Origin of the sequence: Nitratidesulfovibrio sp. D1, assembly GCF_051133415.1 — a bacterium.
In the GTDB taxonomy this organism is placed as follows: Bacteria; Desulfobacterota; Desulfovibrionia; order Desulfovibrionales; family Desulfovibrionaceae; genus Cupidesulfovibrio.
Window position 1 is genome coordinate 210,412 of record NZ_JBPGNZ010000007.1, and the last position, 12,589, is coordinate 223,000.

The window sequence follows — 12,589 nt, forward strand, 5'->3', positions numbered from 1 at the left end:
AAAGGACCCTTGCGCCTTTAGAATTGCCAGCCCGCGGAAAGCCCGACCAACTGCGCATCCCCGTCGTGGAAGCGCACGTCGTAGATGCCGTTCCTGCCCTCCACCTCGCCGTCGCGGCCCTTGATCCACAAATAGGTGTACGAAACGTCCACCCTCCACGGGCCGTCGTGCAGGCCCACGCCCAGGCTGTACAACTGGCGGTCGTTGGCGGGCACCAGAAAGTCGAGATGGTCGGGGTTCACGGGCTCGCAGTCGTAGACGTAGCCCGCGCGCAGGTCCACCATGCCGGTCAGGCGGTATTCCACGCCGATGCCCAGGCGCCACACGTCGCGCCATTCGGTGGTCTTCAGGCTTTCCGTCACGCCGGGGGCCAGTGCGTCGTCATAGCCGATGCGCAGTTCGTCGTAGCTGCTCCAGAAGGTGCGCGTCACGTCCACGGCCACGCTCCAGCGGTCGTCCGGCTCCCACGCCACGCCCATGCGCACCTCGCCGGGCAGGGTCACGGCGCCTTCGGCGCCGGTATCCCTGAACCAGGTGGACGGCACCGGCGCGCCGTTCTTGTCGAAGGTGGCGCGGCCTTCCAGGTCCTGCTTGATGGGCGTGCGGAAGCTGGCCCCCAGGGCCACGCTGTCCGTGGCCTTCCACCACAGGCCGCCGTTCAGGCCGAAGCCGGTGGAATCACCCTTGACCCGGCCGTCGATGTCGGTGGCGCCCACGGTGGTGGCCTGCCGCTGGTCGTATTCGAACCACATGGCCTCGACGCCCAGGCCCAGGGCCAGGTTGCCGTTGCGCACGCCCAGCACCGGGTTCACCGACATGGACTGGATGTTCACCGAGCGCAGGTCGTTGCGGCCCACCCAGCCGGAGGGATACTCCGTGCCCAGGCCGAAGCGCGAGAAGGTGCCCACGCCCAGGAACAGGTTGTCGTTGATCTGGGTGGTGGCGTAGGCGTGCGGAATGGTCCACATGTTGGACTCCGCATCGGTGGTGTGGCCGTTGACGTCCACGGACACCTGCGGCGCCACCACGGTGGCCCCGGCCAGGGCCTGGGTGCCCTCCAACTGGGTGACCAGGGCGGGGTTGAAGGCGATGGACGAAGGGTCGGCGCGGCGGGCCGTCATGGCTCCGCCCAGCGCGTTGCCCCGGGCGCTGAATTCGTACATGGCGAAGCCCGCTGCTTCGGCAAAAGGAGCCCATGCCGCGACGCAGAGCATCGCGGCCAGAAGAACGCGGAACACATTGCCTCCGATATGCATGCGGCCGGAAATGGCCGTGCGACAACCCGGCGCGCACGCCGCCCGAAACCGGACAACGTTCCCTCGCGCGCCAATGGCGGACGGCTGCTGGCCGCCCTTGTCCACATCGTGCAGTGCCGAGCGGCAACATGTAGAAACATTTGTGCCTGATGGCAAGAAAGAAGGCCGTGCGGCACGCGGAGTGGCGCGCCCTAGGGGCTGTTTCTAAATCAGGATTTTCATTCGTTGGCCAGGAAAACGAGCCTGCCATGAGGGAGTGCCTCAGCCGTTATGCGAGTCTACGAGCATTACGGATGGCGACCGCAGAGCGCGGCAGCCGTTAGGTAAGCGAAGCGAACCTTACGGATGGCGACCGCAGAGCGTACTCTTATAGTATTCGACCGAGCCTTAGCCGTTAGGCGAGCGCACAGCGCGAGTCTTACGGATAAGGACAGCAGAGCTATGGCAGGCGAAGTTTGACCGCTCTGCGCACGATGCCCGTAAGGCTCGCAAGCTCGCCCAACGGGCACGCTTCGCGCCCTTCGGGTCGGATGCCAACGAGCGAAAGGACTAGTTAGAAACAGCTCCTACGTGGTCACGTGGCGCTGCTCCACGGGCAACCGCAGGGTGAACACCGTGCCCCGGTCCGGTTCCGACTCCACGGTGAAGGTGCCGCCGTGGTTGGTGGTGATGATGAAGTACGACACCGAAAGGCCAAGGCCGGTGCCCTCGCCCACGCTCTTGGTGGTGAAGAACGGCTCGAACACCCTGCGCCGCACGTCCTCTTCCATGCCGGGGCCGTTGTCGGCCACGTCGATGCGCACCATGCCGCCCTCGCGCCGCAGGGTCACGGAAATGCGCGGCGGGTCGGGCCGTTCGCCGCGCAGGTGCATGGCCTGGGCGGCGTTCTTGAACAGGTTCAGCAGCACCTGCTCGATTTCTGTTGGCATGCACGGCAGGTCGGGCAGGTCGGGCGCGAAGTCGCGCACGATGTCGATGTGCCGGAAGTCGTACTTCTTCTTCAGGTCGTAGTCGTTGGCCGCCAGTTCCAGGGTGCGGTCCACCAGATACGGCAGCGACACCCGCTGCCAGCGCGATTCGCTACGGCGGCTGAATTCCAGCATGTTGGAGACGATGTTGGCCGCGCGGTTGCCCGACTCGCGGATGCCGTCCAGAAAGCGCAGGATGCCCCGGCGGTCCAGGTAGCCCCGGATGGAGTCCATGGAGCAGCCCGACTCTTCCGCGGCCACCACGTTGGGGGCAAACTCCGGGTCCAGCCTGCGCTGGATGTTCTGCGCGCCCTGAAGGATGCCCCCGAGGGGGTTGTTAATCTCGTGCGCCATACCCGCCGCAAGGCCGCCCACCGACAGCATCTTCTCGGTCTGCACCATCATCTCCTCGATGCGGATGCGGCCGGTGATGTCGTCCAGGCGCACCACCGCGCCGAAGCTGCCCCGCGACACCACGGGGTAGATGACGATGTCGAAATACCGGGTCACCCCTGGGCCGGGCACCGGGGTCTTGTCCAGCGAGATGGTGCCGCCCTCGGCGATGGAGCGGCGGATTTCGTCCAGCAGAAAGCCGAAGTCGGGCAGGGCCTCGCCCACGGGGTTGCCCAGCACCGCGTCGCGCGGCTGGCCGGTGACCCGCTCGGCCGTGCGGTTCCACAGGGTGATGCTGCCGGACTGGTCCACCCCCACGATGATCGAGGGCATGGCGTTCAGGATGTTGTCGAGGTTGTTCTTGGCCTCGCGCAGTTCCTGTTCCACTTCCTTGCGGGTGGTGATGTCGGTGTGGGCCCCGGCCATGCGCACGGGCACGCCGTTGGCGTCCCACAGGGCCGCGCCGCGCCCCAGGATCCAGCGGTAGCTGTCGTCCTTGTGGCGCATGCGGTATTCCACCTGGAACTCGGGCACGCGCCGGGCAAGATAGTCGTCGTGGCCGCGCAGCACGAGGTCCACATCGTCCGGGTGGATCCGCTCTTTCCACTCCTCTACCCGGTTGGGCAGTTCGTGGTCCTCGTAGCCCACGATGGATTTCCAGCGCGGCGAGAAATAGACGGTGTTGGTGACGAGGTCCCAGTCCCAGATGCCGTCGCTGGTGCCGCCGACCACCAGGGCGTAGCGCTCCTCGCTGGCGCGCAGGGCCAGCTCGGTCTGGCGGCGGTTGTGGATCTCGTCCTGGAGCTTGGTGTTGATGGCGTGCAGTTCGTTCTCGCGCTGCTCCACCTGGCTGCACATGCGCGAGAAGTTTTCCGCGATCTGGGCCAGTTCGGCATGGGCGATGGAGCCCATGTCGTAGGCGAAGTCGCCCCGGGCGATCTGGTCCATGCCCGATTGCAGCGCCTCCAGCGGGCGGCGCAGGAACACCCGCAGCAGCACCCCGGTGGAGGCCAGCAACACCACCAGCACGCTGCCCATGATCAGGGCGCTGGCCTTCAGCAATCGCTCCAGGCTGCGCCGGTATTCCTGCAGGGTGACCACCATGGACACCCGGCCGATGGTCTCGGACTCGAAGCGCACGGCCCGTTCGCGGAACACGGTGGCGTCGGGGTCGGTGCCCTTGCGCACCCGGAACAGGGTGTTGCCCTGGGCGTCCTCGATGTGGATTTCGTTGATCAGTTCGTACTGCGCGAATACCGAGCCGATCTGGTCCATGGTGCGCGCGTCGAAGTTCCACATGGGAATGGACAGGATGTCGGCCAGGCGGGTGATGTATTCGTCGGCCTTGCGGTCCACCTCGTGCAGCATGTCGCGCGAAATCTGCACGTAGACGAACGAGAACAGCGCCGCCACCACCACCAGCACCATCACCACGAGGCTCACGGTGAGGTCGCGCGACAGCGAGCGCCCCTTGATGATGTCCGGGACGGAGAGTCCTTTGCTGGCGGTGGTGTTGCTCATGCGGGCGTCATGTCCCCGTCGCCTGTCTCGAAGCACCGCGCGGCGCGTGGGGCTTCCGGTTTACGACAACGTACACGATGCGCCATGCGATGGAAAGAGCGGCGGCGGCGCGGCGCGACGGAAATGCGGGCGGCGCGGCCCGTGCGCGCCGCCCCCGCGCCCGTCACCTTGACTCGCCGGGGGTTCTGGGCAAAGTTGTGGCGGCCCTGCGACCGGCACGGCTCCGGCCCGCGCCGCCGCTCCCCACCGCCACTTCCCCCGCATCTGGAGGACGACATATGGGTTTCTTCAGCGCCATCAAGAAATTGTGGACGCCCCGCGAGGCGGACGCGCCCAAGGCCCCGCCCGGAACCCCGGAAGCCGGGGCCCAGGCCGAGGCCGCTGCGGCCCCGGAAGCGGCTGCGTCCGACGCAGCCGGCGCACCCGAAGCGCCCGGTACCCCCGGCGTGCCCGGCGCACAGGACGCCCCGTGGCGGGCCGAGCTTGCCCGCGCCCTGCGCCAGTCCGAGCCGCGCCTTTCGGTGTGGCTGGGCCACGTGCTGGCGGGTGTGGACGAGGCGGGCGACGCCTTGTGGGAACGGCTGCGCTTCCTGTTCGCCGCGCTGGAAACCCCGGACGCCGAGGCCGAAGCCTTCATCGCGGACTTCCGGCGCTGGCTCTCCGCCATGGACTACCGGTACGTGGGCGACTTTCGCTCCGAACTGCAATACCGCCTGGCCCTCGCCCTTGACCTGGAGGACGAGGAGGACGAGCGCAACCGCCTGTTCCTGAAGCTGACCGAGGGCCTCGCACGCACGCGCGAGCAGATCACCGGCCGCATCGACGCCCTGCTGGCCTCGCACGGCCGCATCGACGCGAAATTCTGGGAAGAGCTGGAAGAAATCCTGATCATGGCCGACGTGGGCTTCGAGCCCGCCATGCAGCTTGTGGGCCGCCTGAAGGAGCGCGCCCGCAAGGCCGGCACCGACGACCCGGCCGCCTTCCGCGACCTGCTGCGCGCCGAATTGCAGGACATCTTCCGCGCGCCGCGCCGCATCGCCGCCGTGACCCCGCCCGAGGTGGTGCTGATGATCGGCGTCAACGGCGTGGGCAAGACCACCACCATCGCCAAGCTGGCCCACCGCGCCCGCATGCAGGGCAAGAAGGTGCTCATCGCCGCGGCCGACACCTTCCGCGCGGCGGCCATCGAGCAGCTGGAAGTGTGGGCGAAGCGCGTGGGGGCCGACTTTCATGCCAAGACCGCCGGGTCCGACCCGGCCGCCGTGGCCTTCGAGGCCATGGACGTGGCCCTGGCGGGCGGCTACGACATCGTGTTCGTGGACACGGCGGGCCGCCTGCACACCAAGGTCAACCTGATGGAAGAACTGCACAAGATCCGCCGCGTGCTGGAACGCAAGCACCCCGGCGCGCCCCACCGCTCCATCCTGGTCATCGACGCCACCACCGGCCAGAACGCCCTGTCGCAGACCAAGCTGTTCAACGAGGCGTGCGGGGTGGACGAAATCGTGCTGACCAAGCTGGACGGCACGGCCAAGGGCGGCATCGTGGTGGCGGTGGCCATGCAGTTCGGCATCCCCATCACCTTCGTGGGCCTTGGGGAAAAAATGGAAGACCTGCGCCCCTTCGACGGCGGCGACTTCGCCCTGGCCCTGCTGGGCGTGGGCCGCGAGGAAGGCCGGGCCGACGCCGGGCAGGTCGGCCAGGTCTAACAGCCCGGACAGTCCGGACAGGGGCCGCCCGCTGTCAGGTGACGGCAGGCCGGAAACCGGCTATGCCAGCGGCACGGGGCGGTGCATTCCCGCCCGCATTCCGCGCCAGCCGCGCCCTTCCCCCAGTGCCCCCGACAGGAGGACACCCGCATGACCGCAGCCCTGCATCCCTCCCCCACGACCTCGCTGTTGCGCCGCATGGTGGGCAGCCTGCGCGACCCGGTCAGCGGCCTTACCCACTGCATCGGCGCGCTGCTGGCCGTGCTGGGCACGGTGCTGCTGGTGGTGCGCGCGGCCTCGCCCCTGCTGCCGTGGCACGTGGTGACCTTTTCCGTCTTCGGGGTGTCCATGGTGCTGCTGTACACGGCCAGCACCCTGTACCACTGGCTGCCGCTGCGGGAACGGGGCGTGCGCCTGATGCGCCGCGTGGACCATTCCATGATCTTCGTCTACATCGCGGCCACCTACACGCCCATCTGCCTCATCCCGCTGCGTGGGCCGTGGGGCTGGTCGCTGTTCGGCTGCGTGTGGGCGGTGGCCGTGGCGGGCATCTTCACCAAGGTGTTCTGGCTGCACGCGCCGCGCTGGGTGTCCACGGGCATCTACCTGGGCATGGGCTGGATGGCCCTGGCGGGCATCTACCCGCTGGTCATGAACCTGCAAGCGGGCGCGCTGGCCTGGCTGGTGGCGGGCGGCGCGTTCTATTCCGCGGGCGCGGTGATCTACGCGCTGAAGCGCCCCAACCGCTTCCGGCACTTCGGCTTCCACGAGATCTTCCACCTGTTCGTGATGGCGGGCAGCTTCTGCCACTTCGTGGTCATGTATTCCTACGTCAGCGTGCTGTAACCGCCCGCGCGGAGTGCGGCGGCAACGTCCCGCCCCCCCTCTCGACATTTCCCGAAATGAAACGGGGAGGCACGCCCATTGGCGCGCCTCCCCGTCTGATTGCGTGTCCGCGCGCTGGCGCGGGCCAGGGGCTGTTTCTAACTCAGGATTTTCGTTCGTTGGCAAGGAAAACGAGCCTGCCATGGGGGAGTATGCCTCAGCCGTTAGGCGAGCTTGCGAACCTTACGGATGAGGACCGCAACGCGCTCTTATCGTATTCGACCGAGCCTCAGCCGTTAGACGAGCTTGCGAGTCTTACGGATGAGGACAGCAAAGCCATGACAGGCGAAGTTTGACGCAGCCAACGGGCGAAAGGACTAGTTAGATACAGCCCCTACACCGTGTAGTCGATGGCCTTGCGGCTGGCCACAATCTTCTTGATGAAGTCCACGCACTTCACGTGCTCGGGGTGTTCGGCGTAGGCCTTCAGCCCTTCGGCGTCGTCGTGGGTGGACACCAGGATGATCTGCACCGGCTCGGTGGTGGTGCCGAGAAAGGTGGTGCTCACCTCCAGCCCCTTCAGGCTGGGAATCCTGCCCATGAGCGGGTCGAGCATGGCCTTCATCGTCGCGGCGTTCTCGGCGGCGGAGGCGCCTTCGGCCTCGTCCTTCAGGGTCCACCAGACGATATGCTTGAGCATGGGAAACCTCGTGTGGCGTTGGGGTTTGGATGGTCCATCCGGTATGCGACACGACGGGCTGCGTGGTCAACCGGTGCGGGCATATCCGTCCACTGGGGCAGTTGCCGCATTTCGCGCAAGCGCGAACCGTCACGGCCCGGCACGCCCTTCCCCGGACCCGCGTTCCCGGTACAGGCATGCGCACGCCCGGCCACTGCAACGCCCTGTCGCACCCTGCCGCACCGCTCCCTTCCGTGACGTTACGGCGGCACGCCGCGTTCCCCGCCCTCTGCCGCGTCGCATGGGATTGCGGCAAACCCGGCTTTGCCGTACATCCGTGAAGTCTCACATGAAGGAGCTTGCATGGAGTTGCAGACGCTTACCCTCAGGCGGGTGCTGGAGCGCAGCGCCGAACTGTTCGCGGACCAGCCCGCGCTGTCGCAGATCGGCGGCACGCCGATAACCTTCCGCGAACTGCTCGAACACGCCACCACGGTGTCCGCCCTGCTGGCGGAACAGGGCGTGGCGCGCGGCGACCGGGTGGCCATCCTTTCGGAAAGCATGCCCAACTGGGGCATCGCCTATTTCGCCATCACCGCCATGGGCGCCGTGGCCGTGCCCATCCTGCCGGAATTCCACGCGGACGCCGTGCACCACATCATCCGCCACTCGGAAGCCAAGGTGGTGTTCGTCTCCGAGCGGCTGTTCCCCAAGCTGGAGGACGGCCAGTTCGACACCCCGCCGGAACTCATCCAGATAGAAAATTTCCACCCCGTGCAGCAGGGCGCCACGCGCGACAAGCTGCGCGAGCTCAAGGAACGCGGCATGCGCGAGTTCCGGCGGCTGCGCGACAAGGCCATGCGCCTCACCCATCTGGCCCCCGAGGAGCCGGGCGAGGACGACGTGGCGGCCATCATCTACACCTCGGGCACCACCGGCCACTCCAAGGGCGTGGTGCTGACCCACCGCAACATCGTGTGGGACGCCGACGCGGTGAAGTCCATCGTGCGCATCGCCCCCGGCGACCGCATGCTGTCCATCCTGCCCCTGTCGCACACCTACGAATGTACCCTGGGCCTGGTGCTGCCGGTGCTCAACGGCGCGCACGTGCACTACATGGACAAGCCGCCCACGGCGCGGGCCCTGCTGCCCGCCCTGGCCCAGGTGCGGCCCACGGCCATGCTGTCGGTGCCGCTGGTCATCGAGAAGATCTTCAAGTCCGCCGTGCTGCCCAAGTTCACCGACACCTGGCTGAAACGGTGGCTGTACGGGCTGCCCTTCGTGCGGCGCAAGCTGCACGCCATGGCGGGCAAGAAGTTGCTCCAGACCTTCGGCGGGGAACTGCGCATCTTCTGCATCGGCGGGGCGGCCATCGCGCCCGATGTGGAGCGCTTCCTGCGCGAGGCGGGCTTTCCCTACGCCATCGGCTACGGCCTGACCGAAACCTCTCCACTTGTCGCGGGCTGCGGCCCGGCCGACACCCGGCTGACCGCCACCGGCTGGCCCCTGACCGGGGTGGAGGTGCGCATCGACGCGCCCGACCCGGCCACCGGCGAGGGCGAAATACTGGTGCGCGGCCCCAACGTGATGCGCGAGTACGCCAAGGCCCCGGAAATCACTGCGTCCGTCTTCACCGAGGACGGGTGGTTCCGCACCGGCGACCTCGGCAAGTTCGACCGCGACGGCTACCTGTACATCAAGGGACGGTTGAAGAACGTCATCGTGGGCCCCAGCGGCGAGAACATCTACCCCGAAGAAGTGGAGGCGATCATCCAGCAGTCGCCGTACGTGCTGGAATCGCTGGTGTTCCAGCTGGACGGACGGCTGGCGGCGCGCATCCACCTGGACTACGCGCGGCTGGACGAGGAATTCGGCGGCCTGCCCGCCGCCAAGGCCCGCGACAAGGTGGCGGCACTGCTGGAAGAACTGCGCAACGACGTGAACAGCAAGGTGTCCACCTTCGCGCGGTTGCACAAGGTCATCGAGCAGACCGAGCCCTTCGAGAAGACGCCCACCCACAAGATCAAGCGCTACCTGTACGTGGAGCAATAGGCGGGCGAACCCTCCGGCGGGGCATCCACGGGGCGCGCCGGGCGGTCAAATTTCTTGGCCGCGCCGGGGGGCCGGGAAAGGCCGGTTCAACTTCCTGCACGCGGGATGCGCAAGCTGTCGGGCGCACCGCGAAGACTTAAACATCATGATTTCACACTGTTATTGAAAAATATTCCGGCATGCACCCGTTGGCACGCCCCATGCAGTAACAGAGACATCCTTCCTTTCTTTGCATGACGCAGAAATCGGCTTGCGGGCGGTCCGCAAGCCGTTCTGCGTTTTGGGCTCCCCCGCGCCCGTAAGTACCCGCTTTCCAAGCCGCGCGCTCTGCGATATCCGTCAGTCTGACGGACACACTCTGCCCGCGCCCCGCGCGGTACCTCCGGCCACACCATGGGTTTCTTCCGCAGCGGAAAGCCTCGCGCCTCCGCCTCCCCCATTGCCGCCCCCGCCCCCAAGGCTGGCGCCGCGCCCAACCGGCCGCCCCACGGCCCGAACGGTGGCGCTCAGGACAGTGGCGGTCCAGACAGTGGCGCTCAGGTCGGTTCCGCCCATGCGGCATGGGCTGACGCGGCGCTGGCCCGGCGCTTCGCCCATGTGGACCTGGCCCATCCCCTGCTGGCCGAACTTGCGCGCTGGGCCCGTGCGCGCCTGCTGCGCGACGCGGAAGCCGCCGCCCGGCGCGATCCCCGGACGGATGTCCGCCGCCCGGCTGCCGCGCCCGCCGGGCTTCCGGGCGGACGTTCCGTAACGGCCCGTCTGGAAGCGCCATCGCTGACCGCGCTGCTGGCCCGCCGCCCGGCCCTGACCACCCCGCCCGAGGTTATCCAGCGCCTGAGCGAACTGGTCACATCGGATGACGCCACCCCCGACGACGTGGCCCGCGTCATCCAGCACGACACCTACCTGACCGCCGCCGTGCTGCGGATCGCCAACAGCCCCCTGCACGCCCCGCTGGTGCCGGTGGAAACCGTGCAGCGCGCCGTGATGATGCTGGGCATGCGCCAGATTCTCAGCCTGGTCACCGCCGCCTCGCTGATGCGCCTGATGACCCCGCGCGACGTGGCGGCCCGGCGCACCTTCTGGCGGCACGCGGCGTGCGCGGCCACGGCGGCCCGCGCGCTGGCCGTGGCCTGCGGCGGAGCCGACCCCGGCAGGGCGTTCGTGGCGGGCATGCTGCACGACATCGGCCACCTGCTGCTGATGGGCAACCTTCCGGACCTTGCCGCCCAGGTCGCGCGCCGCGCCCTGGACGGGGCCATGCCCATCCAGGCGGCCGAGCGCGAACTGCTGGGCTACGACCATTGCGACATCGGACGCCGCCTGCTGGACGCCTGGCGGCTGGGCGACACCGTGGCCGAGGCGGCGGAACAGCACCACGGCCCGGATGCCCGCGAATGGTCCGACCTCAGCCTGTACGTGCACCTGGGCGACTTCATCGCCGTGGCCCTGGGCAACCACATGCCCGGCGACGAACTGCTGCGCCAGCCCGCGCACGGTGCGCTGGACCGGGTGAAGCTGACCCCGGCGGACTTCTCCTCGCTGGTGGGGCACGTGCTGGCCGACACCGAGGCCATGGAGCAGGCCCTTTTCGGCGACGCCACGGCCTGACCGGCGGCGCTCCCCCCCTGACCGCGCGCGTCCACCCCCTTCTACCTGCGCGCCGTCACCCGCATGGCCGCCTCCACACGGGCCTGCGGCCCCACCAGCACCGCCCCGGCCAGCAGGCCCGCCAGCAGCCCCCAGAACGACGAGCCGATACCCAGCAGGCTCACGCCGGACACGGTGACGAGAAAGGTGATGATGGCGCTTTCGCGGTACACCGGATCTTCCGTGGCCTGGGTCAGCCCGCCCAGAAAGGCGCCCAGCAGGGCAAGGCCGGAGACCACGGCCACCAGCGCCTGCGGCAGGGCCGTGAACAGCCCCACCAGCGTTGCGCCAAAGGTTCCCACCAGCAGGTAGAACCCGCCGCAGAAGATGCCCGCCCAGTAGCGCCGCGCCGGGTCCGCGTGGGCCTCCGGCCCGGTGCAGATGGCGGCGGTGATGGCCGCAAGGTTCACCCCGTGCGAGCCGAACGGCGCGAGCAGGGTGGAGACCACGCCCGTCCACGTCACCAGCGGGCTGCCGGGGGTGTCGTAGCCGGATGCGCGCATGACCCCGAGGCCCGTGGCGTTCTGCCCGGCCATGGCCACCACGAACAGCGGCACGCCAAGGCCCAGCAGCGCCCCCATGCTGAAGTGGGGCATGGTCAGCACCGGCACGGCGGGCGCGGCGCTCACCGCGCCGAACGAAAGCTGCCCGGCGGCCCCGGCCACCACAAGGCCCGCCAGCAACGGCAGCAGCACGGCATAGCGCGGGGCCAGGCGGCGGGCCGCCAGCCACACCAGCAGCATTGGGGCCACCAGCAGCGGAGCGGCCTGCAACCGGGTGAACACGTCCACGCAGAACCGGAACAGGATGCCCGCCAGCATGGCCGACACCACGGCCTTGGGAATGCGGTCCATGAACGCGGCGAACAGTCCGGTGACCCCGAACACGGTGATGGCCACGCCCACGGCGATGAACGCGCCGATGGCCTCGGGATAGCTGTAGGCGGTCCACCCGGCGGCCAGCAGCGCCGCGCCGGGGGTGGACCACGCGGTGATCACCGGCGCGCGGTACCACAGGCTGAGGCCGATGCCGGTCAGCCCGCTGCCGATGGAAATGGCCCAGATCCAGCTGGACAGCTGGGCCTGCGACAGGCCCGCCGCATCGGCGGCCTGGAACATCAGCGCGGCAGGCCCGGCGTAGGAGACGATGACCGCGACCAAGCCCGCCACAAGGGCGGAGAGGGACGATTCGGACAGGGTGCGCTTCAACATGCGGACCTCCTGCGTTCCGGGTCGCATTCAGGGCCGCGAAAAGGGCCGGAAACGCGGCATGAGGCCCCGGTGCTAGCACCGCCCGAGTTGCAGCGTCAAGGCAACGCCCGCCCCCTCCCCCATCCTTTGAACGCACGAAGGCCCCGGCGATTGCTCTGCCGGGGCCTTTGCGTGAAGCGGTGGGAGTGCGCGGTTGGACGCGCCTCCCGGAAAGAAAAAGTGCTGACATCGGCCTACTTTCCCACGCACGAATACGCAGTATCATCGGCGATGGAGGGCTTAACTTCCGAGTTCGGAATGGGATCGGGTGTACCCCCTCCTCCAT

The 12,589-nt window shown here is 68.3% G+C and carries 8 protein-coding genes and 1 rRNA gene; 4 read left to right on the forward strand and 5 right to left on the reverse strand.

The genetic code is table 11. The annotated features are described in order from the left end of the window. Positions 1-17: 17 nt before the first annotated feature. Entirely contained in the window at positions 18-1,238 is a 1,221-nt protein-coding gene (locus ACR4XJ_RS14770; protein ID WP_434755924.1) for an OmpP1/FadL family transporter, read from the reverse strand. Positions 1,239-1,822: 584 nt separating this feature from the next. Continuing rightward, the gene (locus ACR4XJ_RS14775; protein ID WP_434755925.1) at positions 1,823-4,138 is read right to left on the reverse strand and encodes an ATP-binding protein; all 2,316 of its coding nucleotides are present in this window, start codon (positions 4,136-4,138) and stop codon (positions 1,823-1,825) included. Between the two features lie 278 nt (positions 4,139-4,416). On the opposite strand from ACR4XJ_RS14775, the gene ftsY reads away from it, so the two are divergent. Together ftsY and trhA are read left to right on the forward strand one after the other, a co-directional pair. Then, positions 4,417-5,847, forward strand: a complete 1,431-nt coding sequence (gene ftsY / locus ACR4XJ_RS14780; protein ID WP_434755926.1) for a signal recognition particle-docking protein FtsY — start codon at positions 4,417-4,419, stop codon at positions 5,845-5,847. Positions 5,848-6,045: 198 nt separating this feature from the next. Then, positions 6,046-6,693, forward strand: a complete 648-nt coding sequence (gene trhA / locus ACR4XJ_RS14785; RefSeq protein ID WP_434755935.1) for a PAQR family membrane homeostasis protein TrhA — start codon at positions 6,046-6,048, stop codon at positions 6,691-6,693. 373 nt (positions 6,694-7,066) lie between these two features. On the opposite strand, the gene ACR4XJ_RS14790 is transcribed toward trhA, so the two are convergent. Next, positions 7,067-7,372 carry a Dabb family protein gene (locus tag ACR4XJ_RS14790; RefSeq protein WP_434755927.1) on the reverse strand — a complete coding sequence of 102 codons (306 nt, stop codon included), beginning with the start codon at positions 7,370-7,372 and terminating at the stop codon, positions 7,067-7,069. 342 nt (positions 7,373-7,714) lie between these two features. Between ACR4XJ_RS14790 and ACR4XJ_RS14795 the strand changes: the two genes are divergently transcribed. Together ACR4XJ_RS14795 and ACR4XJ_RS14800 are read left to right on the forward strand one after the other, a co-directional pair. Further along, entirely contained in the window at positions 7,715-9,403 is a 1,689-nt protein-coding gene (locus ACR4XJ_RS14795; protein WP_434755928.1) for a long-chain fatty acid--CoA ligase, read from the forward strand. 393 nt (positions 9,404-9,796) lie between these two features. Continuing rightward, positions 9,797-11,014: an HDOD domain-containing protein gene (locus ACR4XJ_RS14800; RefSeq protein ID WP_434755929.1), complete on the forward strand. Its 1,218-nt coding sequence runs from the start codon at positions 9,797-9,799 to the stop codon at positions 11,012-11,014. Positions 11,015-11,055: 41 nt separating this feature from the next. Here the strand turns inward: ACR4XJ_RS14800 and ACR4XJ_RS14805 are convergent, their stop codons facing one another. Both ACR4XJ_RS14805 and rrf read right to left on the reverse strand, forming a co-directional pair. Next, positions 11,056-12,264 (reverse strand): benzoate/H(+) symporter BenE family transporter, encoded by a 1,209-nt coding sequence (locus ACR4XJ_RS14805; RefSeq protein WP_434755930.1) that lies wholly within the window; start codon positions 12,262-12,264, stop codon positions 11,056-11,058. A gap of 220 nt (positions 12,265-12,484) precedes the next feature. After that, positions 12,485-12,589: ribosomal RNA gene (rrf, locus tag ACR4XJ_RS14810) — 5S ribosomal RNA — on the reverse strand; the annotation flags it as partial.

Excerpts from the sequence above, each read along its gene's own strand:
- ACR4XJ_RS14775 (WP_434755925.1), bottom strand. The coding sequence starts at position 4,138 with ATGAGCAACACCACCGCCAGCAAAGGACTCTCCGTCCCGGACATCATC.
- ftsY (WP_434755926.1), top strand. The coding sequence starts at position 4,417 with ATGGGTTTCTTCAGCGCCATCAAGAAATTGTGGACGCCCCGCGAGGCG.
- trhA (WP_434755935.1), top strand. The coding sequence starts at position 6,046 with ATGGTGGGCAGCCTGCGCGACCCGGTCAGCGGCCTTACCCACTGCATC.
- ACR4XJ_RS14790 (WP_434755927.1), bottom strand. The coding sequence starts at position 7,372 with ATGCTCAAGCATATCGTCTGGTGGACCCTGAAGGACGAGGCCGAAGGC.
- ACR4XJ_RS14795 (WP_434755928.1), top strand. The coding sequence starts at position 7,715 with ATGGAGTTGCAGACGCTTACCCTCAGGCGGGTGCTGGAGCGCAGCGCC.
- ACR4XJ_RS14800 (WP_434755929.1), top strand. The coding sequence starts at position 9,797 with ATGGGTTTCTTCCGCAGCGGAAAGCCTCGCGCCTCCGCCTCCCCCATT.
- ACR4XJ_RS14805 (WP_434755930.1), bottom strand. The coding sequence starts at position 12,264 with ATGTTGAAGCGCACCCTGTCCGAATCGTCCCTCTCCGCCCTTGTGGCG.